This window comes from Streptomyces sp. NPDC103540, from assembly GCF_055584445.1.
The window spans coordinates 36,207-60,546 of record NZ_JBVJMA010000026.1 but is presented as its reverse complement, the minus strand read 5'-3'; the positions used below and the strand labels follow the sequence as shown (position 1 = coordinate 60,546).

General features: G+C 71.2%; 27 protein-coding genes and 1 pseudogene. 1 reads left to right on the top strand and 27 read right to left on the bottom strand.

From position 1 onward, the window contains the following. Positions 1-78: 78 nt before the first annotated feature. From ACZ6ZI_RS38095 to queC, 17 genes and pseudogenes are all read right to left on the bottom strand, one after another. A pseudogene (locus ACZ6ZI_RS38095) lies at positions 79-227 on the bottom strand (phosphotransferase); the annotation flags it as partial. A gap of 576 nt (positions 228-803) precedes the next feature. Continuing rightward, a complete protein-coding gene (locus ACZ6ZI_RS38090) occupies positions 804-1,436 on the bottom strand; it encodes an HAD family hydrolase (RefSeq protein WP_469529204.1) in 633 nt (210 codons plus the stop codon). After that, entirely contained in the window at positions 1,403-2,542 is a 1,140-nt protein-coding gene (locus ACZ6ZI_RS38085) for a Gfo/Idh/MocA family protein (protein WP_469529201.1), read from the bottom strand. The genes ACZ6ZI_RS38090 and ACZ6ZI_RS38085 overlap by 34 nt, the downstream gene beginning before the upstream one ends. Further along, positions 2,539-3,093, bottom strand: coding sequence for a DegT/DnrJ/EryC1/StrS family aminotransferase (locus ACZ6ZI_RS38080; RefSeq protein ID WP_469529199.1), 555 nt, complete (start codon positions 3,091-3,093; stop codon positions 2,539-2,541). The genes ACZ6ZI_RS38085 and ACZ6ZI_RS38080 overlap by 4 nt, the downstream gene beginning before the upstream one ends. Beyond that, positions 3,071-3,652 carry an aminotransferase class I/II-fold pyridoxal phosphate-dependent enzyme gene (locus ACZ6ZI_RS38075; RefSeq protein ID WP_469529197.1) on the bottom strand — a complete coding sequence of 194 codons (582 nt, stop codon included), beginning with the start codon at positions 3,650-3,652 and terminating at the stop codon, positions 3,071-3,073. The genes ACZ6ZI_RS38080 and ACZ6ZI_RS38075 overlap by 23 nt, the downstream gene beginning before the upstream one ends. Positions 3,653-3,699: 47 nt before the next feature. Then, positions 3,700-4,281 carry a PIG-L deacetylase family protein gene (locus ACZ6ZI_RS38070; protein WP_469529195.1) on the bottom strand — a complete coding sequence of 194 codons (582 nt, stop codon included), beginning with the start codon at positions 4,279-4,281 and terminating at the stop codon, positions 3,700-3,702. 26 nt (positions 4,282-4,307) lie between these two features. After that, positions 4,308-5,180, bottom strand: a complete 873-nt coding sequence (locus ACZ6ZI_RS38065) for a 5'-3' exonuclease (RefSeq protein WP_469529193.1) — start codon at positions 5,178-5,180, stop codon at positions 4,308-4,310. Further along, positions 5,180-6,316: a glycosyltransferase family 4 protein gene (locus ACZ6ZI_RS38060; protein ID WP_469529191.1), complete on the bottom strand. Its 1,137-nt coding sequence runs from the start codon at positions 6,314-6,316 to the stop codon at positions 5,180-5,182. The genes ACZ6ZI_RS38065 and ACZ6ZI_RS38060 overlap by 1 nt, the downstream gene beginning before the upstream one ends. After that, positions 6,313-6,864, bottom strand: coding sequence for a phosphoribosyltransferase (locus ACZ6ZI_RS38055; protein WP_469529187.1), 552 nt, complete (start codon positions 6,862-6,864; stop codon positions 6,313-6,315). Before ACZ6ZI_RS38055 ends, ACZ6ZI_RS38060 begins: the two co-directional genes overlap by 4 nt. After that, complete coding sequence (locus ACZ6ZI_RS38050; RefSeq protein ID WP_469529184.1) at positions 6,861-7,817, bottom strand: radical SAM protein; 957 nt, start codon at positions 7,815-7,817, stop codon at positions 6,861-6,863. The genes ACZ6ZI_RS38055 and ACZ6ZI_RS38050 overlap by 4 nt, the downstream gene beginning before the upstream one ends. Then, positions 7,814-8,848 (bottom strand): glycosyltransferase family 2 protein, encoded by a 1,035-nt coding sequence (locus tag ACZ6ZI_RS38045; protein ID WP_469529181.1) that lies wholly within the window; start codon positions 8,846-8,848, stop codon positions 7,814-7,816. Before ACZ6ZI_RS38045 ends, ACZ6ZI_RS38050 begins: the two co-directional genes overlap by 4 nt. After that, positions 8,845-9,309, bottom strand: coding sequence for a DUF6884 domain-containing protein (locus ACZ6ZI_RS38040; protein ID WP_469529178.1), 465 nt, complete (start codon positions 9,307-9,309; stop codon positions 8,845-8,847). Before ACZ6ZI_RS38040 ends, ACZ6ZI_RS38045 begins: the two co-directional genes overlap by 4 nt. Next, complete coding sequence (locus ACZ6ZI_RS38035; protein ID WP_469529175.1) at positions 9,306-9,884, bottom strand: formylglycine-generating enzyme family protein; 579 nt, start codon at positions 9,882-9,884, stop codon at positions 9,306-9,308. The genes ACZ6ZI_RS38040 and ACZ6ZI_RS38035 overlap by 4 nt, the downstream gene beginning before the upstream one ends. Before the next feature lie 5 nt (positions 9,885-9,889). Then, the gene (locus tag ACZ6ZI_RS38030; RefSeq protein WP_469529172.1) at positions 9,890-10,672 is read right to left on the bottom strand and encodes a reverse transcriptase domain-containing protein; all 783 of its coding nucleotides are present in this window, start codon (positions 10,670-10,672) and stop codon (positions 9,890-9,892) included. A 157-nt stretch (positions 10,673-10,829) separates the two neighbouring features. Continuing rightward, positions 10,830-11,591, bottom strand: coding sequence for a 7-carboxy-7-deazaguanine synthase QueE (locus ACZ6ZI_RS38025; protein ID WP_469529170.1), 762 nt, complete (start codon positions 11,589-11,591; stop codon positions 10,830-10,832). Continuing rightward, positions 11,588-11,983, bottom strand: coding sequence for a 6-pyruvoyl trahydropterin synthase family protein (locus ACZ6ZI_RS38020; protein WP_469529167.1), 396 nt, complete (start codon positions 11,981-11,983; stop codon positions 11,588-11,590). The genes ACZ6ZI_RS38025 and ACZ6ZI_RS38020 overlap by 4 nt, the downstream gene beginning before the upstream one ends. Next, positions 11,980-12,687 carry a 7-cyano-7-deazaguanine synthase QueC gene (gene queC, locus ACZ6ZI_RS38015; RefSeq protein ID WP_469529164.1) on the bottom strand — a complete coding sequence of 236 codons (708 nt, stop codon included), beginning with the start codon at positions 12,685-12,687 and terminating at the stop codon, positions 11,980-11,982. The genes ACZ6ZI_RS38020 and queC overlap by 4 nt, the downstream gene beginning before the upstream one ends. Positions 12,688-12,920: 233 nt before the next feature. On the opposite strand from queC, the gene ACZ6ZI_RS38010 reads away from it, so the two are divergent. Beyond that, positions 12,921-14,399, top strand: coding sequence for a peptide deformylase (locus tag ACZ6ZI_RS38010; RefSeq protein WP_469529162.1), 1,479 nt, complete (start codon positions 12,921-12,923; stop codon positions 14,397-14,399). A 338-nt stretch (positions 14,400-14,737) separates the two neighbouring features. Here ACZ6ZI_RS38010 and ACZ6ZI_RS38005 read toward each other — a convergent pair whose 3' ends face one another. From ACZ6ZI_RS38005 to ACZ6ZI_RS37960, 10 genes are all read right to left on the bottom strand, one after another. Then, entirely contained in the window at positions 14,738-15,739 is a 1,002-nt protein-coding gene (locus tag ACZ6ZI_RS38005; protein WP_469529159.1) for a helix-turn-helix transcriptional regulator, read from the bottom strand. 88 nt (positions 15,740-15,827) lie between these two features. Then, positions 15,828-17,012 carry an ATP-binding protein gene (locus tag ACZ6ZI_RS38000; RefSeq protein WP_469529156.1) on the bottom strand — a complete coding sequence of 395 codons (1,185 nt, stop codon included), beginning with the start codon at positions 17,010-17,012 and terminating at the stop codon, positions 15,828-15,830. 8 nt (positions 17,013-17,020) lie between these two features. Next, on the bottom strand, positions 17,021-17,488 hold the full coding sequence (locus tag ACZ6ZI_RS37995) for a hypothetical protein (protein ID WP_469529154.1): 468 nt from the start codon (positions 17,486-17,488) through the stop codon (positions 17,021-17,023). Continuing rightward, positions 17,485-19,353: a glycoside hydrolase family 15 protein gene (locus tag ACZ6ZI_RS37990; protein WP_469529152.1), complete on the bottom strand. Its 1,869-nt coding sequence runs from the start codon at positions 19,351-19,353 to the stop codon at positions 17,485-17,487. Before ACZ6ZI_RS37990 ends, ACZ6ZI_RS37995 begins: the two co-directional genes overlap by 4 nt. Positions 19,354-19,577: 224 nt before the next feature. Further along, a complete protein-coding gene (locus ACZ6ZI_RS37985; protein WP_469529150.1) occupies positions 19,578-20,075 on the bottom strand; it encodes a hypothetical protein in 498 nt (165 codons plus the stop codon). Beyond that, positions 20,072-21,163: an SAM-dependent methyltransferase gene (locus ACZ6ZI_RS37980; protein ID WP_469529148.1), complete on the bottom strand. Its 1,092-nt coding sequence runs from the start codon at positions 21,161-21,163 to the stop codon at positions 20,072-20,074. Before ACZ6ZI_RS37980 ends, ACZ6ZI_RS37985 begins: the two co-directional genes overlap by 4 nt. 184 nt (positions 21,164-21,347) lie before the next feature. Beyond that, on the bottom strand, positions 21,348-22,349 hold the full coding sequence (locus ACZ6ZI_RS37975) for a hypothetical protein (RefSeq protein WP_469529146.1): 1,002 nt from the start codon (positions 22,347-22,349) through the stop codon (positions 21,348-21,350). Between the two features lie 155 nt (positions 22,350-22,504). Continuing rightward, positions 22,505-23,206, bottom strand: a complete 702-nt coding sequence (locus tag ACZ6ZI_RS37970; protein WP_469529143.1) for a hypothetical protein — start codon at positions 23,204-23,206, stop codon at positions 22,505-22,507. After that, entirely contained in the window at positions 23,203-23,661 is a 459-nt protein-coding gene (locus ACZ6ZI_RS37965; protein WP_469529142.1) for a hypothetical protein, read from the bottom strand. Before ACZ6ZI_RS37965 ends, ACZ6ZI_RS37970 begins: the two co-directional genes overlap by 4 nt. Positions 23,662-23,734: 73 nt before the next feature. Continuing rightward, entirely contained in the window at positions 23,735-24,175 is a 441-nt protein-coding gene (locus tag ACZ6ZI_RS37960) for an ATP-binding protein (protein WP_469529139.1), read from the bottom strand. Positions 24,176-24,340: the final 165 nt, after the last annotated feature.

Sequence of the window (24,340 nt, the reverse complement as noted above, 5' to 3'; positions counted from 1 at the left end):
CCTCGCCGTAGTGCGTCTCCCACTCCTCGCGGGCTGTGTACGTCAACGTGCTGCTCCTCATGGTGGGCGGGATGCGGGTCAGGGGTGCTGTTCGGTGCGCAGTCGGGTCAGGGTGCGCAGGCCGCGCTCCACCAGCTCGGGATCACCATGGGCGGTGCCGTAGGAGATGTGCCGGAGACGGCATCGAGGACGGACAGCACCGTGAGCTGGGCCTCTTCCTCTCGAGTTCGGCACCTTGTTCACGGCGAATTGCCGCCGAACCGATCCACGTGCCCAGGCCGCCGGCGAGGAGCGCGGCCGCAGGGCGGGCGCCGGACGTCAGCCAGGTGCTCACCGCCTGCATCCGCGCCTGCATTCCGGCCGTGGTGACGATCTGGCGGATGGATCGCTGGGTGGTGCCCCAGGGACCGGTGCGATGCCGACGGGCCGACGTTCGAATCCGGAGGTGCCGTTGAGGGAAGTCGGGCCGGGACTCATGACGTCCTCCATCTGGGCGGCGGGATGGCACAGGTGCTCTAAGCACGCGCTGAATCCGGAGTCGTAACGGCCCCGAACGGACGAATGGATCGAACGCGAATGCGGAACAGGCGGAGACGGCAACCGCTGCTTGCTTGGACGCGTTTGAACTCACACGTTCGAGTGGAGGAGGGGGAGGTGGCACCCGATCAGGGTCTTGCGTCGTCGGCCCGGCAGCGTTCTGAGCCGTGCGTGGCGCCGGCTGCTGCCGGGACCGTCCCCATCACGCCCGTCCGGCCGCGCGGGATGGGGAGTTCCATGCCGCGCGGCCGGACAGGCGGGTTGAATCAGCCGAGCGGGATGCCGAGCAGCTTCTGGAGTCCGCTGACGGTTTCCTCCGCGGTGGTGGCGTGGACCGTGGCCATGCCCAGTTCCTGGGCGGGAATCAGGTTGTTCGGGTTGTCGTCGACGAAGATGCAGGCGGAGCCGGCCAGTTGCAGCTTGTCGAGGGTGAGCTGGTAGATCGCGGGTTCCGGCTTGCGGATCCGGTGGTGCTCGGAGAAGACGATCACGTCGTGGTTGGCCTCCAGGTCCCACGGCGTGTAGGGGTTGAAGGGTTCCAGGCCCATGCTGTTGGACAGGATGGCGGTCTTGAGCCCTGCCTCGCGTAGGGCGAGCGCCGCGTTGACCACGAGCTTCTCCGGGACCAGTGTGGCGAGGGCGCGGCCCATGAGGTTGTCGGAGTCGATGCCGAGGATGCTGGCGATGCCCTCGTTCCACTGGGTCTGGGTGATGTCGCCGCGCTCCAGCTGGGCGTAGAGCGCGCGGCCGGCGGGGTCGAAGGCGACTGTGTCGCGGTAGGCGTAGGTGGGCAGGCCGATCTCTGCGGCGAATGCGATGGCGGTGTCGTCCATGGGGTTGGTCAGGACGCCGCCGAAGTCGAAGATCACGGCCTTGAAGGTCTGCTGGGCGTCGCCCATCGTGTGGGCTCCTTGGTGATCGTCGCGGGGCTCTCGGTGGTGCCGGGCTGGTGGGGTGGGTTGCGCAGCGCGTGGTGAGGGCGGGCTGCGGCTCGGAGGATGGCATCGCTGACCGCGGCGAGACGGGCGGCCCGCGCGCCGGTGCAGGCGGGCGAGGTGCCCTGGGTGAGTGCCGTCGCGAGGTCGATGACGCCCATGCCCCGGCCCGTCGTCTGCGGAGCTGGACCTGTGGATGTCAGGGGGTTCCAGGTGAAGGTGCCGTACTTGGCGAAGAGGACGTCGCCCGTGTGGAAGTTGGGGTCGGGCAGGACGAGGGCCCCGCAGGTCCCCTGGAGCTCGATGTGAGGTGTGCGGGTGGCGGCGGCATCGAAGCTGGCGGTCAGATTGACGGGCACACCGTCGGCGGCCGTCAAGAAGGCTGCGATGTGGGTCGGGGCCTGCGCCGTGAAGTGCTTGCCCGCGGCGGGGCCGGAGCGGATGGTGCGTACTTTCCGGGTGTGCGCGGTCGCTGAGTGGACCTGCAGCGGACCCAGCAGCTCGTCGAGGGCCGCGAGGTAGTACGGGCCCATGTCGCCCAGCGGGCCGGCCCCTTGGGCGTAGAAGGGTTCGGGGGAAGGGTGCCAGCGCTCGGGTCCGGTGCTCATGAGTGTGGCCGTCGCGGACAGTACGGTGCCGATCCGGCCTGCCCTGACCGCCTCCTGCGCGGTCAGGAACGCGGGGCCGAGCGTCGTGTCGGGCGCGGCTCCCAGCAGGATGCCGGCAGCGTCGGCCTCGTCGACCGCCTGGGCGGCGTCGCCTGGCGTGAGCGCGAGGGGTTTCTCGCTCCACACGGCCGGGACGCGCGCGGCGATGGCCTTGAGAACCAGGCCGTGGTGGGTGTGGGGCGGGGTGAGGATGACCGCGAGGTCGATGAGGTCCGGGTCGAGGACGGAGCCCGCTTCGGTGGCGGGGATGCCGTGCCGGTCACCGAAAGCGGTGGCCCGGGCCGGGTCGGCGTCGGCGCAGGCGGTGAGGCGGACCAGCGGGGAGGCGGCGAGCGTGGTCGCGTACTCCTCGGCGACCATGCCGCAGCCGATGATGCCGACCCGGACGGGTATCGCCGTCATCGGCCGCTCTCCAGGCTCTGCTGTACGAGGTCGGCGAGGGTGCAGGCCCACTGCTTGTGGGCGTCCGCGGGCAGCCAAGGGATCTGGATGTCGAAGTAGGTCCGGTGGTCGGTGATCTGCCGCTCCGGCTGGACGGGCCAGGCTTCAGCGGTGTGAAGGTCACCGGGGCCGGGCCACCAGCTGCGGTAGCCGTGGTGGAAGAGGGCGCCGGAGATGCGTGCGGCGGTGGCCGGGTCTGGAGCACGGACGCCGACGAGCGAGCCGTTTCCGGCCGGCTCGGTGGATCCGGGTACGAGCTGGAGCCCGTGCAGTGCCGCGAGCTGGAGGTGGACTTCCTTCTGGAGTGCGCGCAGGTCCTCCACGAGCCTGGGCAGGTGTTCCACCTGGGGCAGGGCAAGACCTGCGGCGAGTTCGGTCATCCGGGCCTTGGACCGCCAGACCGCGCGCGGGGTCTTCTGCCGGGTGTCTCCCGCTATGGCCCGCATGAGGGCCATCATGTCGGGGTCGTCGCCGACGACGAGGCCGCCCTCACCCGTGGCGATGAGTTTCATGGAGTGGGTGGAGAAGGTCGCCAGGGTGCCCCAGCCGCGCGGCCGGGCGGCCTTCGACGTCGACGCCCCATGCCTGCGCGCAGTCCTCGATGAGCGGGATGCCGAGTTCGGTCAGGTGGTGGGCGATGTCAGCGGTGCCGGGGGCGGGGCGTCCTCGGAGGTGGACCAGGACGACGGCCGCGGTGTCCGGACGGATGAGCGGGGCGATCTCCGTCCACGTGGGGGTCAGGGATTCGGTGGCGGGTGCGACGCGGACGGTGGCGCCGAGCATGTCGGCGGCGGCCCCGATGGACACCCAGCCGATCTCGGGGATGATCACCTCCTGGCCGGCGTGGATCTCGAGCCCGCGCATCGCCATGCGCAGCGCGGAGGAGCCGGAGTCGACGGCGAGGGCCTGGGCGCGGCCGGTGAGCTGGGCGACGCGTTCTTCGAGGTCGGGGATCAGTTCCCCGTTGAACGTGGCGATGTGGCCGGACAGTATCCCGCCGCCGACGAGGGCGTTCTGGGCATCTGCCGTGAGCTGGCTGTACTGGTAGACCGGAGCAGGGTGCTGGGGCATGACGGTGTATCCCCTCCACGGGAAGTGAGCGGGTTTTCGTGCCTGGGCTACAGGTGCGCGGCGCCGGGGAGCCGGCCGAGGATCGGTAGCGCGGTGAACGCTTCGGCGCGCGAGGTCCCGATCCGCGCGCCCCACAGCGCGCCGAGGTTCTCGGCCATGGGGCCGAAGTGCTCGGTGATGGGCTGGGAGCGGTGTTCGCGCAGGGCCGTCATCTTCTGCTCGAAGGTGGCGGTGACGTCCACGATCACCGATGCGGCGACGGGGCCGTTGAGGGTCAGGGAGTTGTAGGTGTCGCAGGTGTAGAGCTTCTTGGGGTGGCCGGTGGCTATGACGGCGTCCACGAGCCCTTCCATGACGGCGCCCGCGATGCGCCGGTGGTCGGGGTGGACATCGTCGATGGGGTGGGTGATGAGGATCTCGGGCCGGTGGCGGAGGATCAGTTCCGTGACGGTGGCCGCGTCGAGCGCCTTGGCGAGGACGACCTCGGCGCCCAGGGCCTTCCCGCCGGTGACGGCTTCGGCGTTGCGTACGGCGTCGTGCGCCTGGACGGCGGCGATGACCGGGGCGGTGCGGGCGTGCAGGGCGAGGGTGCCGCCGGCCCACAGTTCCGGGTCGTCGGGGTGCGCCATGACGGCTAAGAGGGATCCGGCGGCCGTCACCACAGTCCCAGCTTCTCGACGACGTCGGCGGGCTTGGGCAGGAGCGGGCTGACGCTGCCGGTGGCCTGCCAGGCGACGGGCACGTCCCGCCGCATCCGGCTGAGCTCGCGCCAGCGCAGCACATCGCTCCAGCCCGCGGTGATGGCCGCTCCCTTGGCACCGGTCAGGCGCCCGGAGTCGGGCAGGTCCTCCAGGGTGAGCCCGCCGGCAAGGAGGGCTGCGGCCGTCTTGGCGCCGATGCCCTTGACCCCGGGGATGTTGTCGGACGTGTCGCCGGTCAGTGCCCGGTAGTCGGGCCACTGGGCCGGGGTGACGCCGTACCGCTCGGCGAGCTCGGAGTCGGTGATGATCCGCGCGGACGCCTTCCGGGACCGGTTGATGATCTTGACGCGTTCGCCGTCCAGGAGCTGGTAGTAGTCCTGGTCGGCGGACATGATCCGTACGGGCCGGTCCGGGTGGCGGGCGGTGAGGGTGGCGATGACGTCGTCGGCCTCGGCGTTGTCGATCTCGACCCAGCCGATGCCGTACCCGTCGAGGGCTTCTTTGATCGGGGCGAGGAACTGGATGGGCTCCAGAGCCGCAGCGGTGGACTCCCGGTTGGCCTTGTAGTCGGCGTCGGCGTCCTTGCGGTCCGCGCTGCCGTTCTCGCCGTCCAGGACGACGCAGATCTCCACCGGTCCGGTGTCCAGGTCGTCGCGGACGCTGGCCCGCAGGAGCGCGAAGAACGCGAAGAGGCCGGTCAGGTTGCGGGTCTTGTCCCGGGAGAACACCGGAGCGGGGAAGCCGAAATGACCGCGCCAGAGCACGTTGAAGCCGTCGACGAGGAGCAGGGGGGCGACCTGGGAGTGCAGACGGGCAGGATTACCCATCACGACACCGCCTTCACGAATAGCTGGGCGATACGGAGGGGCCTGTAGTCCTGCGAGAGGTGGTACATGGCCTCTGAAGTGCGTCCGTAGGCTATCGGATCGGCGAGGAGGCGTTGGGCCAGTCGCAGCAGCGCGTTCGGGCCGTGCATCAGTTCGCCCAGCAACCCCCGCGTGGCGGTTCCGTCCTGGAGCAGGGCCGGCAGGTTGCCGGTCCGGTAGGCGATGACCGGAGTCCCGACGCTCATGGCTTCCAGGGCGACGAGTCCGAAGCTCTCCCGCAGGGAGGGAACGATCACCAGGGCGGCCTCGGAGAGCCAGGGGGGAACCTCGTCCCAGGGCAGCGTGCCGGTGGTGAGCGTGATGTGGTCGGCCTTGTCGGCCAGGTCGCGGCACCGGCCGAGCAGCGTCTCCTGTGAGCCGTCGGCGCTCTCGAAGGCGGCCGAGGCGAGGTGCACGTGCAGCGGTCGGCCGGAAGGCAGGCAGGCTGCGGCGGTGAGGAGCGGCAGGACTCCCTTCTCGGTCCCCAGACGGGCGAGGACGCGGATGGGACCGTCCTCGCGCAGGGCGAGGCGTTCGGTCACCGGCGGTGGGTCGATCTCGCGGAGCAGGGCGTTGGGCACCACGTGCCAGCTGCTGGTCGGCCAGCCCGCTCGCTCGGCCTCGGACCGTACGAACTCGGAGGGGATGATGACGGTGTCGGCGAGGGCCAGGGCCGGGCGCATGTCCTGGTCGTGCGGCAGGACGTGTACGGCGAGGATGCGCCGGACGCCTGGCGGCAGGCTCACGGCGAGGCGGCCAAGGCCCCACAGGGCGTCGGTGAAGACGACGGTGTCGGTGCGGTGCTGCTTCGTGATGTCCCGGAGGCGGGCCTGGAGTTTGTCGGCGCCGGCGGTGATCGCCTCGCGCAGGGTGGTGTCGCTGCAGGGGAAGGTGACGCCGAGATCGAGGGCTTCCACCGTCACGCCGGGCAGGGCGCGGTCTGCCGGCTGGGGCGCGCCGGTGGCGATGACGACGTGGTGGCCGGCTTCCGCCAGGCCCGCGGCGAGTGCCGCGGTCGCCCGCTCGATTCCGGCGGGGGCGTCCACCTGCCAGGAGGCGAGCACCAGCAGCACGCTGAGGCGGGGGTTCGGGTTCACAGGGGTCGTCCGTTCGAGGGAGAGGGCAGGGCGACGAGCTTGATGCCGGCGGGCGGGGTCTCCCAGGGGAAGACCACCCAGTCGTCGACGGTGTACGCGGCCCAGTCGGGTTCCCGGTCCGCGCCCTCGTTGCGGCACAGGGCCACGGTCTCGATGCGGGCCCCGGCCGTGAGTAGCGGCTCGAGGGCGGTGGTGACGGCGGCGAAGGTGGCGCCGCTGCCGCAGATGTCGTCGACGAGCAGGACCCGCCCGGACAGGACGTCCGGGAAGCCGTCGGGGACGGCGACGGCCACGTTCCCGGTGGCCTGGGTGTGGATGGCGTCGGTGTGGTTGTGCTTGGCGTGGATGTGGGTGAGGGGGACCGCGAGGCATTCGGCGAGCCCGGCGCCCGGGATGGTGCCGCCGTTGGCCACCGCGATGACGATGCTGACCTCGCCGCTCTGCGCGATGGCTGTGGCCAGCTCGTCGAGAGCGCGCTCCAGCACGGGTTCGGTCAACTCGAAGGGGCCGGTGCCGCGGAAGAGCCGGCGGGCCGTGGTGCCGCTCACGAAGTGCTCCCTTGCAGGACAGGAACGGGCAGGTGGAGGTCCTCGGCACGGGTCAGCCGGCGCAGCGCGCTGATCTCGTTGGCCTGATCCGTATTGCGCCAGACCTTGCCGTCGGCGCGGACGACGGTGAACGCGTCGGCGATCTCCCTGGTCCGCAGCCGGACCCGCACCCCGGGCGGCGGGATCACCGCGTCGTGATGGGTTCGCGCCTGGGCGTCGGAGAGCATCTGCGTCTCGCGCAGGGCCTGGCCGTCGCCGATGGGCAGCATCTGCAGGAAGGTGACCCCGCCGGCGCCGAGCCGGGCGGCGAGGTCGGCCATCTGCTGCATGCCGTCGGCCGTGGACTGCATCACGACGAAGTGGAGCTGCACCGGAAGGCCGGCCCGAACAGCGGCCCGGACTCCCTCGCAGGCCCGGTCGAAACTTCCCGCGCCGCGCCAGCGGTCGTGCGTCGCCGCGGTGGGCCCGTCCAAGCTGACGCGGATCGCGTCGAAGACCCCGACGAGTTCGGGGGCGCGCCGCGCGAGGTGCCAGCCGTTGGTGGTGCAGCTGACGACGGCGCCCGCAGAGCGCAGGGTCAGGCCGAGCGCCGTCAGGTCCCGCAGGAGCAGCGGCTCACCCCCGGAAATGTCCAGGCCGAGGGTGCCGCTGGTGGCAAGGATCCTGGCGATCCTGGCCCGTTCTGCGCTCCGCAGCTCATGGACGGTCTTGTCGTCCAGGCACTGCGGGCACTCCAGGTTGCAACGGACGATCGGCGACCAGCAGACGTTGAACGGCACGGGGGTGGCGACCTGCCGCTGGAAGACGGCCATCCACGCCGCAACCTGCGTGTCGTCGAGCCAGCAGCGCCCAGGGGCCAGCACTTGCGGTGCCAGGTGGGTCAGTTCGGTGGCCGGGTCGTACACCAGGCTCTGTCCGCCCAGGACGCGGGTCGCGAAGGCGCGAACGGTCATCGGCCGTTCACCTCCGCCCGTGCCAGCAGCCGGTGGGCGGCGGCCGCGAAGGCCCGACCGCGGCCGGTGGGCGCGTGGGCGGCCAGCCTGCTGCGGTAGTGGGCGAGGGTGGCCGGCCAGCCCTGGAGCTTGGTCTGCCACTGGGCGTCGGCGTCCGGGGGGTCGAGGTGGTAGCCGACCGCCTGGCGCAGCGGGACGACGAGACACCCGGCCGCGATGAGGGCGGCGCCGAGGTGGGTGTCCTCCATGCCCCATCCGATCCGGCCGAACGTCTCGTCGAAGCCGCCGACGTCGACGACCGCCGCCCGGGGTACGGCGACCATCGCCGTCACGACGGTGCGGGCGAGGTCCCAGTCGAGGTAGAACGCGCCGTGGCCCAGCTTCTGGAAGTCGTCCGTGTCATTGAGGGGACTGCCCGTGGCGGGGCCGGGCAGCACGTGCCCGGAGCAGAGAAGGGTTCCGCCGGCGCTGCGCCAGGTGACCCGGTGGTCGGCCGCCAGATCAGCCGGCCCGTCGGGGACGAGAGGCAGACCGTCCGGGCCGGGCTGGAAGGGCACGTTGTGGCGGAAGCCCGTGAGGATGGTGTCCGGCAGGGCGCGGGCGGCGAAGTCGGCCAGCGCATGGCGCGGCAGGACCATGTCGGAGTCGAGGTACAGGACGGTGTCGGCACTCGCCAGGTAGGTGCCGACGTTGCGGGCGGCCGCGGCCCCCTCCGGCTGGGCGAGGCGCACCCAGGTGTCCACGGCGGGATGCTGGGCGGCGATGGGGTGGGTGTCGTCGGTGGATCCGTCGTCGACCACGATCACCTCGACGGAGCCCTGGGTGTCCTGGGCGGCGAGGGCATCGAGGACAGCCGGGAGCGCGTAGGCGGTGTTCCGGGCGGGGATCACCACCGACACGGCGCGCCCGGCGGCGAGGCCGGGCGGTGTCGGCGTGTGCCAGCCGGTCCCGGTGGCGCCTTCGAAGTCGGCTCGCAGCCTGCTGTGGTCGTTGGGCTGGCGGCCCAGGGCGTGGGCCAGGGTGTCGTTCACGGCCAGTTCCAATCGTCGAGTACGGCAGAGGCTTCGTCCCAGCCGCGGGGGTCGGTGATCCACCGGATGCGCGGCCGGTTCTCGTCGCCGAGGACATCGGCCAGCAGCGACAGGTAGGCTGGCTCGGCGACGAGGAGGATCTGCGCGGGATGGTGGTCCAGCGCCTCAAGGCGTTCACGGACGGCGGCGCAGACCGCTGGCCGCAGCAGGCGGGCGCGGTCTTCGGTCAGAGGCCGCTCGTAGGGCAGGACCGGGGAGTGGGCTCCGAGAAGACCGTGCTCCGCGGACAGGAAGCACACCCGCTCCAGCACCTGCGGGTGTCCGGCCAGCCGGTCGCGCAACTGCGGGACGATGCCGCCCTGGTACAGGTCGAGCGCGGGCACCGGGCTCGCCGCGGTGACCTTGCGTCGGGAGCACCCGGCCACGACCAGGGTGCCCGGCAGGGGCACGGTGGCGCTCACGTCTCCCTCACCACCCGGAAGCCGATCCCGGCCGAAGCCAGTTCGGCGGGCGCGGCGTTGAGGAAGGTGCACTTCGCGTAGAGGCCGGGAGAGTCGTACGAGCCGCCCCGCAGGACGAACCCGTCGCCCAGGACGGAGCTGGAGGTCCACTCCCAGCAGTTCCCCGCCATGTCCAGGAGTCCCTCCGGGGTCGCGCCACGCGGGTGGGAGCCGACCTCGGTGGTGGTGCCGGGGCCGCCGCGCAGGTTCGCGAGGTGGGATCCCGGGGCTGCCTCACCCCACGGATACGTACGCCGGCCGGGGCCGGAGGCGGCGTACTCCCACTCCACGGAGCGCGGCAGGCGCCCGCCGAGTCCACGGGCGATCTCGGCGGCCTCGGGCTGGGACAGCCCGGTCATCGGCGCCGTGCCGGCTCCCACGCCGAGCTGGGCAGGGGTGAGGGGGGTCCGGGTCCATTCCAGCGCCCGGACCTTGATCGGCCGGCTGCGGTCTCCGAAGAGGCAGGTCCCGGAGGGGACCGGAACCCAGCAGATTCCGTGGCCCGACCGTTGGGCGGGGGTGATGGTGGGCGTCATGGGCGTCATCCGTTGATCAGGAAGAGGTCTTCGGCGTTGGCCGCCGACCGGATACGGCTCTTGCCGGGGTGGGGCTGCAGCCGGACCGTTCCGAGAGCCGCGGTCAGAGCCTCGTTCGCCGCTTCGGCCTGCTCCTGGCTGTCCGCGAACAGGCAGTAGTTGTCGGCGAACCGCACGACGTGGAAGCCGCCCAGCGCGAAGTCGACACGGGAAAGGCGCAGGTTCAAGAGCATCGGGCTCAGCCCACACCCGGGAGCGATCGGGTCGGGCAGCGCCTCCAGAGCGATACGAACCCGGTCGAGGAAGGACCCGTCCTGGACGTGATCGGCGAGCCAGTCGATGACCTCCTCGGTATGGGCGCCGGCCGACGCCTGCTTCACGTCGACATCGGCGACCCACACCCGGCCGGCACGAAGGTGCTGCGCCGCCTGGCGCAGCGAGGTGAGCCGGTTGCGTCCCGGCCGGAACCCGGAGACCCACGGCGCGAACGCGTGCGCTTCCAGGACCGGCTCGACGGCGCGGCGCATCGCCCGATGGACGACGCGGTCACCCACCGTCGGCATCACCATGTCGATCCGCTTACCGGTATAGGCGATGACGTGCGACGCCTTGACCGGCCCGGGACGCCAATGCCCCAGGCGGAGGTCTTCGGCGAGCCGGTCGAGCCGCTCGGGCAGTCCCCGGCGGAACGCCGCCCAGGACTGTCCGTCGGCGCCGGGCGCCGAGGCCCGACGCATGCACAGCCGGGCGGCACGCTTGAGATGACGCGGCTCGACGAGGAACGGCATCAGCGAATGGGTAGACACAGCACGGGAGTTGCGCGCTACAGTGGCTCCTGCCTGAGTGGCAGGAACGATCCCCTTCTCCGCTGATTGGCCGCTATCCCACACACGCGGCTGGAGAGAGCGGGAACGACGGCCCCACTCAGGCTTTGTGCTGTCCGGGCTACCGGCCACGCTCGTCCTCCCACAGCAGGGTGTGAAGCCGGGGGCTCAGGTTGAAGCCGCGGCGGAGCGCTTCCTCGGCCATCTCCCGCATCCCGTCCAGGACGGCCTTCGAGGACACGCCCTCGGGCATCACCCACACCTCGCTCAGCGCGAACCGCTCGACGAACTCGGCCGCCTCGACGAGGTCCCCGGGATGACTGATGACGAACTTGAAGCGGGCCTTGCCGCTCTCCGCCAGCGCGCGCAGCGCGGCCGGGACGATGCGGGCCGACGCCCGGCCGCCGGCGGTGGACAGCTTCGGCGACACGTTGAATGCGCCCACGCATCCCACCAGCTCGCTGCTGGGGATGAACGTCCCGTTCGTCTCGATCTCGATCTCCCGGCCGGCCCCGTGCAGGGCCGCGGCCAGCCGCGTCAGACCGGGCATCTGGATCATCGGCTCCCCGCCGGTGATCACAATCAGGCTGGTGGGGAGGGCGAGCGCCCACTCGGTGAGCGACTCCACGCTCTGCCGGCGGGAGACTGCCGGGTCCCGCGGGTCGAACCGCTTGAAGTCCCACGTCTCAGGGGTGTCGCAGGCCCACCGGGCCAGCCGGCCCTGCCCGCACGACAGGTTGCACCGCGAGAGCCGTATGAACAGGGCCTGCCTGCCCGTGGAGGGGCCCTCCCCCTGGAAGGTGGGCCCGAACGTCTCCGCGACCGATAACTGCCGGTCGTCCGCCGCAGAGCTCGACAGGAGATGGAGCGCGCCGGCGTTCATCCGCGCGCCACCTCGAACGTCGCCCACGAGGACGGAGACTCCGACACGCTCACGCTCACGAGCCGGCCCTCGATGACCGGCTCCAGGTGCTCGATGAGCCACTCGGCGAGGAGCCGGGCCAGGTTCTCCGACGTCGGCTCGATCTCCAGGACCTTGTTCAGGTTCTGGTGGTCCAGGTGGTCGTCGATGAACAGCTTGAACGGCCCGAAGTTCGCGAAGTCCGTCACGAACCCGGGCCCGGTCAGCACGTCGGCGGTCCAGACGACCTCGACCGTGTAGGTGTGGCCGTGCTCGCGCCGGCACTTGTGGCCCTCCGGCAGGCTCAGCAACTGGTGCGCGGCATGGAAGGTGAACTGCTTTCCGATCCGGGTCCAGCCCCTCACTACGCTCATCGGCCGGCCTCCCCCGTCAGGGCCTCGTACGCGGTCGGGTCCACCACGCCCGCCAGGGCGAACGCCTCGCGGCGCTCGACGCACGTTCCGCACACCCCGCAGTGGAGTTCGCCGCCCTTGTAGCAGGACCACGTCTCCTCGAACGGCACCTTCAGCTCGGCGCCGCGCCGGGCGATGTCCGCCTTCGTCAGGTGGAGGAACGGCGCCAGGACACGGAAGCCCGCGACGAGCAGCCCCTCGTTGCCCGCCTCGATGGACTGGGTGACCTTGTCGAAGAACAGCGGCCGGCAGTCCGGGTAGACGGTGTGGTCACCGGCGTGGGCGCCGAAGCCGATGGCGTCGGCCTTCGCGCTGATCGCGACGGCCGCCGCGATGTTCAGCATGATCGCGTTCCTGTTCGGGACGACCGTCGAGGCCATCATCGTGTCGCTGTAGTGGCCGTCGGGAACCGAGACGGAGGTATCGGTGAGCGCGGAGCCGGTCAACAACGTGCCCACGCTCTTCAAGTCGACGGTGTGGTGGGCCGCGCCGAGCCGTTCGGCAGTCCGCGCGGCGTAGGCGAGCTCCTTGACGTGGCGCTGCCCGTAGTCGAACGACAGCAAGATCAGAGCGGTGCCCTGGTCGGCAAGGTCGTACGCGGTGACGGCACTGTCCATGCCGCCCGAGCTGATGAGCACCGCAGTGCGCGGCGCGGGTCCAGTCATCTCCTGATGCCCTTCAAAGGTCCCCGGTCTGAAGCCGGGAAGTGGAGTGAGCCCAGGGAGGTGGCCCTGGGGGTGTGGACGCGAGGCGGGGCGGCACCGGGCGGGGCGCGCGGCCCACTCGGGAGCCGGCGCGGATGCCGCCTGGCCCCAGTGAGCCCCAACCGGGCAGGATGAGGCATCCATGAGCCGCACTCACTCACGCTCATCATCAACTCACCGTTCCGGGAGGCAACATGGGCGATCGGTCCCAGAGCGAGCCCTTCGCGGCCACGCTGAAGCACTTCCGCACGATCCGCGGGTTTTCCGCAGCCGCCCTGGCCCGACGGCTCGGGGTCGACCCGTCCTATATCAGCCATCTCGAAGCCGGGCGCGAGCGCGGAAGCTCCGATCTGATCCGCCGCATGGACAGGGAACTGGAAGCTGCCGGCGCGCTGTGGAACGCGTGGAAGGACGACGACGGCGAACCCGTGCCCGCCGAGACGCCGGAGGAGACGCCCGTATCCACGGGAGTCCTCGTCCTTGAGGACGAGGCACACCTGACCTACACCAGAGGCGCCTACCAGCTGCGGATGCGCAGGCTCCTGCGGAACGTCGGCAGCGAGCCGGTGACCCGCTACCTCGTCCGCATCGCGGTCGACCGGTACCCCGGGGAACCTGAGCGTTCCAACGCCTTGTACCGCGCGCGGCCGCTGACCTGGGACGAACTGCGGCTCGAAGCGCACTGCGGGAAGGAGGCGATGGGCTGGACGGTCAAGCACGACCGGGACGCCTTCAAGGAGATCTGGCTGACCTTCGCCAACGGGCAGGCCCGATTTCCGCTCTACCCGGACCAGGAAGCCGAGATCACCTACGCGTACACCGTCAGTGGCGACAAATGGGGGCCTTGGTTCCAGAGGGCCGTTCGCGTGCCCACCAGCGAACTCAGCGTCACTCTCGCATTCCCCACCGCCCTTGACCCCACCGTCTGGGGCACCGAGACGTCCCTCACCGCCGACTTCGCCCCGCTCCGCACACAGCCCGTACGGACCGTCGACGGAGATCAGACGATCTTCTCGTGGAGCACGCGCGAACCTCAGCTCCACGCCCGCTACCGCCTGGAATGGCGACTCAAGACCCCGCACACCGCAGAGAGCGAGTCCGAGCCCGTGAACCCGATCTCCCCGAGCGCCGCGATGGCCGGCGCCGGCATCGTCCAGGAGGGCGACCCCCTGCTGCACACCGCCGCACGCCGTTTCGATCTCCCCGCTGAAGCCGAGGTAGCGACGAGGGTGGTGGGCGAGCTCTTCAACGCCATCGAGCGTGTCCGGCAGCTGCACACGTTCGGGAAGGGAATGGGGATCGCTGCGTGCCAGATCGGAATCGACCGGGCGGCCGCCGTGGTCATCCCCCCGGACCCGGAAGCCGAGCCGATCATCCTCCTCAACCCCGTGATCGCCGAGACCGCGGCCGAAACGGACGAGCAGTACGAGGGCTGCCTCAGCTACTTCGATGTCCGCGGCCTGGTACCCCGACCCCTGAGCGTCGTCGTGGCCCATACCGACCTCGACGGAACCCACCGCCTCACCCGATACGACCAGGGCCTCGCCCGACTCGTACTGCACGAGGTCGACCATCTCCACGGCACCCTCTACCGGGACCGCATGCTCCCCGGCACCGAACCGATCCCCGTCGAGGAGTACCGCGGAACCGGCCGCACCTGGAACTACCTCTGAACCGCGCCAACCCGGCCGAGCGGCCAAGCCGGCCGCCGCCTTCGAGCAGGCGGCCGGGGCGTGGATCTGCCGCACCACGACGCCCTGCCGCACCGACGCCGTCACCGCGGGCTCCCGCAGGGCACCGCGGCCCTCGAGCCGTGGAAGCGGGAAAGCGCGGTGTCCGAGTTCGCGCGCCGGGCGCGGGCCCTGTCGGCGGCGTGAACCCCGGACGGCTGGCAACCGTCCCCAGAAGCGAGCGCTTCTCGCGCCCGACGCCGTGCCCTGTGCTACCGGCGGGAGGGAATCGTCGGAGCCCGACCGTCCGCAGCTGTTCTTCAGGCCTCCCGTGGAACCGGTCATGCCGATCTCACCAGGTCGCTCGCCGAGACGGCACCGAACGGCCCCGTACCAGCCGACGCCTGGCCGGGTGGGCCGGGTGGGCCGGCCAACGTGAGCGGCAACAGCTTCCAGCCGTGGCTGAGTCCCACCAGGTGGACGGGATCGCCGGCGCATAAGCGGCGGGTCAGCGCCGTGACGTGGCCGTGGACACCGGCGCGGGGGATACCGGCCGCGAGGGCGATGTCGCAAACGCGTGTGTGCCGCGCGATCGCTCCCAGAAGCAGGAGTTCGGCGAACGTCAGCCGGGGTGCCGGAATGGTCCACAAGCCCGTCGGCGGCTGGACGGTGCCCGCGGTCAGGAGGACGTCGGTGAGCACGGCCCGGGAGGCACCGACAAGATCGAATCGCCTGCGGATGCGTTGCACGTGGGTTGCGACCGTGTGCTCGCTGAGGTGCAGTTCCCGGCCGATCACACGGTTCGACCATCCATACGGGATGTACTGGGCGACCCGAAGCTCGGATTCGGACAGCTGGGAGGCAAGGTTCATGACGGTCGGCGGCCGGTTCGTGGGGACGTAGTGCCCGGGGCCGTACGGTCCGTGTTCGTCGTAGTGGAGCACTCCTCGTGCTGTGAGGTGTCCGAGGGCACGTTGGACGTGGTGGGGCAACAGCTTGAATTCGGCGCCGAGCAGCCCGATCGGCAGGGCCTGGCCCGGCCGGTAGTGGCCGGTCCGGATTCGTGCGCGGACGGCGGAGTCCAGGGCGCGGTCGCGGGGGTGCGTCTCGTTTTGACGCAGCCGGGTCGCGGACTTCTTGCCGCGTAGGTGGATCTCGCCGAGGGTGTCCAGGCGTCGCAGGGCCTGCCTGACGTATGCCGCCGGCAGGTTCAGGGTGCGCGCCAGGTCCGCGGGAGCGGGCAGGTCCTGGCCGGGCTTGACGCTTGTGGTCACGTGCAGTCGCACGATGGCCCAGGCCCGGTCCTGCGCGAGTGCGCGGGAAGAGACCGTGTGAACGCTCACGCGTGGGCCCCCTGCCTCAGGACATGGGTCGAGCACGGACCGGGGACGGGTGGCGGTTGCCGGGTCTTGGAGGTGCGTTTCACGGGGGTCATCGGGGTTCCTGTCGGTCGGTGCGGCCCTGTCGTATACCGCGCCAGAACGCGGCCGCCGTCGTGTCGGCGGGGCCGGCGGGCGTCGGGCGCGGCACGGGGGCCATTTCGCGGGTGTGTCCGATTTCGGGCGTAGGCGTGAGGTCGAGCCGCGCAGGGGTGGTCGGTTCAGGCGAGGGTGGTACGGCGAGAAGCGAGTGGGGGAGGTGGAGTACGGCACGGACTCCGCCGCGCGGTGACGGTTCCCGTAGGGAGACGCGGAAGCCTGTTGCGGCTGCGAGCGTGCCGACGATCCTCAATCCGGTCGGGGGTGTGGGGTCGGCCAAGCGCAGTTGTTGTCTCCCGGAGAGTGCCTGTTCGGCGCCGTTGATGGCCTGGGTGCTCAGGCCTGCGCCGGTGTCGTCGACGACGATGTTCAGGCCGCCGGGTGCTGGGTGGATGGTGACGGTGGCCGCTGTTGCGGGTGTGCGGTGGCGGACGGCGTTGTCGAGCAGCTCGGCGACGGCCACCACGACCGGGCCGACGGCCCTGCCCACCACACGCTCGCCGCCGCCGCTTCCCTGGATGTCGACATGCCGGTACCCGGCGATGGAGCCCATGGCCGCGCGCACGATGTCGATCACGGGTTCGTCGCCTGAATCCTCGGGGGCGGCGTGGGCCAGGACCCCAAGGACGGCCAGCCGACGCGCCATCTGCCCGGCCGCACTGTCGATCCGATACAGCCGTTCGACGAGCACGGGATCCGCACGATCGGCCAGGAGCGCGTCGATCGCCTCGCGCTGCACGCCGATCAGAGGCGTGATCGTGGCCAGGCTCGCCCGGAGCGACGCCCGCGCGCCGTTCTCGGCGCGCTCGGCCGCCTCACTGACCTGGCTGCCGGTCAGTTCCAGCACCAGGGCGTGGGCGTTCGCCGTCATGCTGCCGGCCAGTTGCGGGTGCAGCAGCCCTTCTGCCGCCGGTGCGTCGGCATGGCCGGCCGCCAGCAGTCTGAGCAGCCGAGGCAGGCGTACCCGGGCCAGGTGGTCGGCCTCTTCCTCCCGCGCGGTGACGCGTTGCCGCTCGGATTCCACCCGCGCCTCGAGGGCCGAGATCGTTCGGCGTCCGGCACGGTGGCTGCACCACAAGGCGGTGGTGCTGCCCGCCAGGGCCAGCACGGACGACACCCAGATCGTCGTCTCCGCCATCCAAGGGGTCACCGAACCCACCTCCAGTCGTCCCGCCACTGCCCGACGCCGATCACGTCGTGCGCGAGCGCGGCACCGGTGAGAGTGATTTCCGAGGTCGTCAGGTCGAGTCCGAACCGGCGATGAGCGCGGCGTAGATGACGGGCCGCCTCGACGGCCTTCATCCGCAGACTGTCGCCGGGCAAGCCCGGACCGGCGTGCTCGATCCAGGCCCGCAGCACCCGGCTGACGGTCTCGTCGAGCTCCCCGTCCAAGGGGAACGACTGTTTCGAGGGCGGCAGGAGTTGGCCGGTGGCGACGGCTCCGAGGGCGACGATCCGCACGGGCCGTCCGTGCCGGGCCCGCACCTCACGCAGGACCTGGTCGACCGAGCGGGAATCGAGGACGTGGAGCGCGGCCTCCTCACGCGGCATCCCGTTCAGGAGGGCCTGAACCACGACCACCTCGGGGCCCTCGACCAGCAGCAGGTCCTTCACGCCCCGCACTCCGCCGCCGTCGCGTCCGACCAGGCACCGCAGCGGTTGAGGGTGGTGGCCGCGCGGATCAGGGCGGCATGGCTGAGGGCCTGGGGGAAGTTGCCGAGCTGACGCCCTCCACCGCTACCGGGCGTGGGCTGATACTCCTCGGCGAGCAGGCCCAAGCCCCCGGCGACACCGGCGAGGGTGTCGAAGACCGTGGCGGCTTCCTTCTGCCGGCCGATCCGGGTCAGGACCTCGACCAGCCAGAACGAACACATCAGGAACCGTCCCTCGTGGCCGGGAAGACCGTCCGCGCTCCGATCGCCCGTGGTGCGGTAGCGCAGCATGAACCCGCGCTCGTCGACGAGCTGGTCCATGAGCGCCTCGACCGTGCCCACCATGCGCGGGTCATCCGCGGCGACGAACCCGACCAGGGGAAGCCTCAGTAAGGACGCGTCGAGCTCCGGAGCGCCGTAGGACTGGGTGAAGGCCTGCTGTTCCTGGTCGAAGCCGCACGTCAGGACGTCAGTGCGGATCAGGTCGGCGACGGCCCGCAACCGGGCGGCCTCCCGCAGGTCGTGGACGGCGGCCACAACGCCGCAGGCGGCCAGCTCGCGCGCCCGGTCGATGGCCAGCCACGCCATCACCTTCGAGTACGTGTGGTGCTTCAGCCCACCGCGGCTCTCCCACAGACCCGAATCCGGCTCCCGCCACCGGGCCTCCGCCACCCGCGCGAGCGCCATCACCATCTGCGCGGACTCCACCGTCCACCCGATCCGGGACGCGATCCGCACCAGGGCGTGCACGATCGAGCCGTACACATCGAGTTGGAACTGGTCCACGGCGGCGTTGCCGCGCCGCACCGGCCGCGAGTTCTCGTAGCCGCACAGGTGCGCGATCTCGCGCTCGGGAAGCTCCTGCTCGCCCTCGACTCCGCACATGATCCGCACGCCGGCCGGGTCGTCGCCGATCGTCTCCAGCGCGAAGGCACGCCACTCGGCGAGACCGTCGACGGCGCCGCCCTCGATCATGGCGTCGAGGGTGATGTCCGCGTCCCGCCAACACTGATACCGGTAGTCCCAGTTCCGCACCCCGCCCAGGTCTTCGGGCAGGGAGGTCGTGGCCGCCGCGATCATTGCCCCCGTCGGGGCGTGGCGCAGCCCCTCCAAGGTGAGCATCGACCGCTTCACCAACGCCTCGTACCGGCCCCGGTAGGCGACGTTGCGGGCGACCCAGGCCCGGCCGTGGCGCTGTGTGAAGGCGCGACGCGATACCGGGGAGGTCGGCCGCGTCGGCTGCGGACCGAGCGTCATCACGAACGCGGCACCACTACGAAGCAACCGTCCGCGCACCAGGCCGTTCTCGTGATCCGCTTCGAGGCCCGGTGCCAGGTGCGCCACCAGGGTGACCACCTGCCCGCGGTGGCGGAAGGTCCACTGCGGGTGGCCGCCCTCGGACCGGCCCACGATGATGGCCGGCACGGCCAGGCCGTCGTAGAAGCGGGGCCGGAACTCGAACTCGGCGATGGCGTGGTGGAGCCGAACCTCCCGTATCAGCTGGCCCACGCCGACGCCGGGCCTGCGAGCCGCCATGTGATCGACGAGCGTGACCTTGCCCCCGCCCGTCGGCATGTTCCACTGGGTCTCGGAGATCATCGTGTCGGGTCGGTAGGAACGGCTGCGCAACTTCGCCGGCCCGTGCGGCCGGATCCGCCAGAACCCGTTCTTCTCCCCGCCGAGGAGCCTGGCGAAGACCAGGGGGCTGTCCGGACGCTCGCCGCCGGGCATGTAGACCACGCTGCCCGTGGCGTCCACCAGGGCGCTGGTGTGTGAATCCGGCAGGACGACGAGGTCCTCGATCGGCGGGGACGAGGGGCTGTTCACGGGCAGTTCCTCAAGGGTCTGGCGCGATGGTTATCGCGCGGCAGTGGATGGTTACGGGGAGGCTGGCGGGTCCGCCGGCCGAGGCGTCTTGCGGTGTCGAGCCGGCCGTCCGTTGCGTCAGGGCCGGTCGTCGATGTCTGTCCAGGTGGCGACGCCGCGTGCGCGGGATGATCTTCCGGGAGAGCGGTGATCGCAGTCCTGGCACGGGCCGACACACCAACCCGTCAGTGCATCGGCGCCCTGGCCGTGCGTGTTCGGCCGAACTCGCCGACCTCGTCCGCGCGGATTCGGACGCGGTGGAGGACCCTCGCGAGATCCTCCAGGGCGGTGAGGGTGCCGGTGCCGTCCGGGGCGATACGCCAATTCAGGTCCAGCGTCGCGGGGCGGCCGGGCTGGGGACAGGCGATGGTGCGCCGGTCCCTACCGGTGAGCAGGACGCCTCCGGGGAGATCCCGGCCGTCGACCTCTTCCGCAGAGGGGGTGACCAGCCAGGTCCAGCAGTGCGCGGCCTCCAGGACCGGGCCGACCGGCATACCCTCGGACTCCAGATGCCGCAGGAGCAAGGGCGAGACGACCGGCGGCGTCCGCACGACATTGAACGCGATGCCGATGGGGATGTCCGCCTTGACCGCGTGCGGCCGCCAGGGGTGATGCCCGGTCGTAGGGGTCTGGTAGCCGGCGATCTCGGCCAACCACGCCGCTCCGGGCGTGAGCGTCCTCATCGTTGCCCCCGCGCCTGTAAGAGTTGCGCCTGGGCGGTCTCGATCGCCGTGGCGATGCAGCGTGCGTGCCGCATCGGGAGGCACGGCTTGTGCGGGGCCAGTGCCGTCGCCGATTCCTCCCGCACCGCCGTCGTCGCGTTGTCCCTTGTCTCGGGCATGGCCGGGACGTGCGCGGCAGTCGACCGGCTGTGCCGCCGGACCAGGGTGCTGTTCCCCGTCGGTGGGCGGGTGCCGGTGTGACGGTGGCCGTCGTGAGCCCCTTCGCCCGTACCGGGCCCGGCCGTGGTGTCGGATGGGCGGAACGGTTGGGCGGTGAAGACATACTGGGCGTGGGCGGGAGCGTCGGCAGGACGTGGACCGGGCAGCGCCAGCGTGGTGATGCCCGGCGGTTCCAGGACCCAGCCATCCGCGAGGTCCCGCAACTCGGCTGCAGTGCGCGGCCGGTAGAGGATGTCGGCCTGGTGGTAGAGGCCAACAAGCCCGGACATGGCGGCGGGGTGGCTGTCGGCCGCTGTGTGGATGACGGACAGCATGCTGCCCTCCGGCAGCCACTCTCGCAGGCCGGCCAGCAGGCGGGTGACCTGGTCGTCGTCGATCCAGGGCAGGACCTCGTGGAGCAGTACCGCGATCGGCCGGTTGTGGTCGAGGCCCGCGATCACCGGGTGGGCCACCAGCTCGGCGACGCGGGTGACGTCGGCGTGCATCCCGAGATCGTGGGGCGACTCGGTGAAGACGGTCCGCACGTGCCCCCACACCGTCGGGTCGTGGTCGACGTAGACCACGGTCGCCGTCGGCTCGACGGCCTGCACGAAGTCGTGGGTGTTGTGGCCGTGGCGTTGGGGCAGGCCGCACCCCAGGTCCAGGAACTGGCTGATCCCCAGATCGGCGAGGCGCGTGACGGATTGCCCGCCGTGGGTACGGCAGGCGGCGGCAGCGCGCTCCAGCCATGGTGCCCGCCGCAGGAGCGCCGCACCCAGCTCCCGGTCGGGCGGATAGCACGCCGTGCCGCCGGTGATGTATGCGCATACCCGGGCCACAGCCGGCCTGGACACATCGATCGGCGGCAGCGGGATCTGGCTCTGGATCACGACCGGCTCCCCGAACGCTCGGTGGGTGCCGTGCCGTGGTCGTGCCCGCGGGCTGGTGTGAGCCATGAATCCTCCAGAAGCTGCAGGCGACGCATCGGAACCTCACGCCGCGGCGGTGCGACGGCTCGGGCGCGCAGGATCGGGCCAAGCAGGCGGGCGGCCCGGCCGAGAACGTCGAAGGTGGTCACCGGCCGCCGCCGATGGTGTCGGGGACGGACGGTCGGACGCGGAGTTCCATCAACCAGGCCAGCCCGCCGCGGACGGAGTCGAGGGCACTGACGCGGGCGGTGCGCCAACCCAAGTCCTCCAGGCGGGAGGGGAGCTCGCGCTGGGTGAGCCTCAGCTGCACCATCGCGAATCCGCCCGCCAGGGCCTTACTGCCGGCCCATCGCGTCAGGTGGACGAGCAACTCCAGATCACAGTCGGGGGAGAGCACCCACAACCGATCGAGGAGGACGGCCCGCCGGTTTCGGCGCCGGGCCCCGGCGCCGTCCCGCGGCGCCGCTGCGTTGTCGCTGATCGTGAGGACGGCGGCAAGGTGCCCATGCGCGAAGACCATCCGCCCCTGCACAGGCACGCTACCCCCGAGCGGGTAGTCCTCGGCATCGACCGCCGCTTGCCGCGCCCGCAGCCGCTGGACCAACGCATCGTGATCCTCACGGCGAACCGGCAGCACCGTGTACGGCGGATCGGCGACCGGCTCCGGCCACGCGCCGACCAGGGCGGCCAGCGCGGGCAACTCGAGGGCGGTGCGCACTTCGATCCGACGTGCGTACCCGCCGGCCACCGCGTGCTCGCTCCAAAGCGCCGTGGGTCCCGCACGCCCGCTTCGGGTGAGCCGACACGCGAACTCGATCCACACCTCGCGGACGGACGCCGTACGGTGCGCGGCCCAGTGTGTGCTCCACGAGGCCAACAGTTCCTCCGGCCGATCCGCGCCCGCGCCCGGATCCGCGAGCAGGTGCCGCACATGCAGCAGCCCCGTCCCGTCACCCGACAGCGCGACCTCCAGGTGAGCGGCCGCCACGGGCTTTGCCGTGGCGTTGTCCGTCATCACCCACAACCCGCTGCCGGCGTAAGTGCCTTGCCCGTGTGCGCGCTCCAACACGGCGATCAGGTCACGACTGTCGCGACACGCCTCCCGGTCCGGGCACACCTCTTGGTGGGCCTGGACCAGGAGATGCACACCCAGGCGATGGGGGTAACGCGCTTCCCGTACGAGGTACGGTGCCGGCGCCTGCGGGAGGGTGGGCTTCGTGGGCATCTCTCTCCGTGAATCAGATGAACGGAACGTGGGGGCCTTCCCCGCCCCGCCGACGTCAAGGACAGGGGAAGGCCGGCTCAGGGACGGCGGTAGGGCAACGCCGCATGGCCGGTGGCCGGATCGGTCAGGACCAGGCGCACTCCCCGGGCGGCGAGCCCGGCGCGGATCCCGTCCGCCGACCGGGGCCCCACCGCCTCGTGAGGCGCCACCGGGACGAGGTGGCACATGGACGGCGTGATCAACACCTGGGCATGACCGCTGTCGATCAGCCACTCGACCCACCGCAGGCCGGGACGGTCGGCGGCCCGACGACCGGCGACATCCCCCGACCGACCGAGGAACGATCCACACACCCCGCGTGCCGCCCGCTCCAGGTCCGCGAACAACGGACCGTCGTCAACGCCGGCGGGCGACACCGCATAGGCCACACCGGCAGCCGTCCCGTCGAGGTGCGCCATGGCGCTCTTGCGGACGTCGTCTAGCGCGGCCAGGAACCGATCCGATGGCCGGGACCCGTCGGTCGGGTCGGTCGACAGCCATTGCGCCGTCAGCTCGATCACCGCGGTCGTGTCTGCCGAGTTGGGCAGCGCCAGCAACCATCCGAGGACCTCCGCCAGACGATCCCGCAACTCCTCGACCCGCTCGGCCCTCCTGGCGTCTTCACCCGGAATCCGAAGATTCCGCAGGCCAACAAGGAGCCGGTCGAGCGTCATCGTGGCGCGCACGTCCTCGCCCGCGGTGGTCAGCGCCCCACCGGGACTGCCAATGGCGGTCCTCACAGGTCCGTCTCCGCCCGCACCAGGGCGAGAAATCCGCCCAACCGAGTGACGTGACGCAGGACCTGCTCGTACTCGCTGTCGTGCGCGCTGATCGCCGTCCGACTCACGGCAACGCTTCCCTCGGCGCGCTCGTCGGCCAGCGCCCGCAGCGCGCGGGCCAGACCCGGGCGCAACATGGGATCACTCTCGCCGAGGTCGTCCGACTGCGGGTCGAGCAGGTCCCAGCGGTGTGCGGCGACCAGGCCGCGAACCTCGGCGAGTTGGTCGGCCGGATCCTGACCAGGACGCACGAGGTCGTAGGGGACGACCCGCCGTTGGTGTTCGGTCGAGCGGGCGGGTAAGCGGTCCGTGCGCAGGACGCGCAGTCGCGCTGCCGTGTTGGCCTGAGGCGGTCGGCCCTCTCGCGAGAGGGCCTCCTGCTGGAGGGCGGTGACGGTGGTCTCGGTGCGGTGCACAGCAGCTCCAGGGGGAGAACGGACAGGGCCGGGGCATGGGTTCGCTGGCGAGGCCCGGTGGCGGATTCGGGGATCAGACGGCGGCCTGGTGGTCGGAGGTCGGCGGTCGGACCAGGGTGACGGTGATGTCCTTGCCGCCCGCGGGGCGCGGGCTGGGCGTGATGACCAGGCTGTGTGCCAACTGCCGCACGATCTGCAGGCCGCGGCCGCCGGTGGCCTCGCCCGAGACGATCCGTTCGCGTGGGGTGGTCGCGTCGTCGTCGTGCACCACGACGACGACGGCGTCCGCACCGGCCTGGATGAGGCAGCGAGCCCGACCGACGGGGTCTCCGCCCGGACCGACGGCATGGCGCAGCACGTTGGTGAGGAGCTCGGTGAGCACCAGGCCGACGTCGCCCGCGAGGTCGTCGAGCCCCCACATCCGTACGCCGTTCATCACCAGGCGCCTGAGGTGGTGGATGGAGCGCTCCGTCAGGTCGAGGTCGAGGTCCAACCGGCTGGACCCGACGTGCACGTTGCCGCAGGTTGGTCCCGCCGGAGCGGGGGAAGGGGAAGTCGTGGCCATGTCTCGTCCAGTTCGGTTGACCGAACCCCGTCACGGGGGTGCCGGTTGCGGTGTGTACTGGGTTTGCACCGGTCGGCAACCATTGAGTCAGCGGCGCCGGCGCGTGTGGAGAGG

What these genes read in the sequence shown, in the direction of transcription:
- ACZ6ZI_RS38085 (WP_469529201.1), bottom strand. Translation starts at nt 2,542, where the DNA reads ATGACGGCGATACCCGTCCGGGTCGGCATCATCGGCTGCGGCATGGTC.
- ACZ6ZI_RS38010 (WP_469529162.1), top strand. Translation starts at nt 12,921, where the DNA reads ATGGGCGATCGGTCCCAGAGCGAGCCCTTCGCGGCCACGCTGAAGCAC.
- ACZ6ZI_RS38090 (WP_469529204.1), bottom strand. Translation starts at nt 1,436, where the DNA reads ATGGGCGACGCCCAGCAGACCTTCAAGGCCGTGATCTTCGACTTCGGC.
- ACZ6ZI_RS38070 (WP_469529195.1), bottom strand. Translation starts at nt 4,281, where the DNA reads ATGGCGCACCCCGACGACCCGGAACTGTGGGCCGGCGGCACCCTCGCC.
- ACZ6ZI_RS37985 (WP_469529150.1), bottom strand. Translation starts at nt 20,075, where the DNA reads ATGAGGACGCTCACGCCCGGAGCGGCGTGGTTGGCCGAGATCGCCGGC.
- ACZ6ZI_RS38080 (WP_469529199.1), bottom strand. Translation starts at nt 3,093, where the DNA reads ATGAAACTCATCGCCACGGGTGAGGGCGGCCTCGTCGTCGGCGACGAC.
- ACZ6ZI_RS38020 (WP_469529167.1), bottom strand. Translation starts at nt 11,983, where the DNA reads ATGAGCGTAGTGAGGGGCTGGACCCGGATCGGAAAGCAGTTCACCTTC.
- ACZ6ZI_RS38025 (WP_469529170.1), bottom strand. Translation starts at nt 11,591, where the DNA reads ATGAACGCCGGCGCGCTCCATCTCCTGTCGAGCTCTGCGGCGGACGAC.
- ACZ6ZI_RS38035 (WP_469529175.1), bottom strand. Translation starts at nt 9,884, where the DNA reads ATGACGCCCACCATCACCCCCGCCCAACGGTCGGGCCACGGAATCTGC.
- ACZ6ZI_RS38050 (WP_469529184.1), bottom strand. Translation starts at nt 7,817, where the DNA reads ATGACCGTTCGCGCCTTCGCGACCCGCGTCCTGGGCGGACAGAGCCTG.
- ACZ6ZI_RS38065 (WP_469529193.1), bottom strand. Translation starts at nt 5,180, where the DNA reads ATGGGTAATCCTGCCCGTCTGCACTCCCAGGTCGCCCCCCTGCTCCTC.
- ACZ6ZI_RS38075 (WP_469529197.1), bottom strand. Translation starts at nt 3,652, where the DNA reads ATGCCCCAGCACCCTGCTCCGGTCTACCAGTACAGCCAGCTCACGGCA.
- ACZ6ZI_RS38030 (WP_469529172.1), bottom strand. Translation starts at nt 10,672, where the DNA reads ATGCCGTTCCTCGTCGAGCCGCGTCATCTCAAGCGTGCCGCCCGGCTG.
- ACZ6ZI_RS38000 (WP_469529156.1), bottom strand. Translation starts at nt 17,012, where the DNA reads ATGGCGGAGACGACGATCTGGGTGTCGTCCGTGCTGGCCCTGGCGGGC.
- queC (WP_469529164.1), bottom strand. Translation starts at nt 12,687, where the DNA reads ATGACTGGACCCGCGCCGCGCACTGCGGTGCTCATCAGCTCGGGCGGC.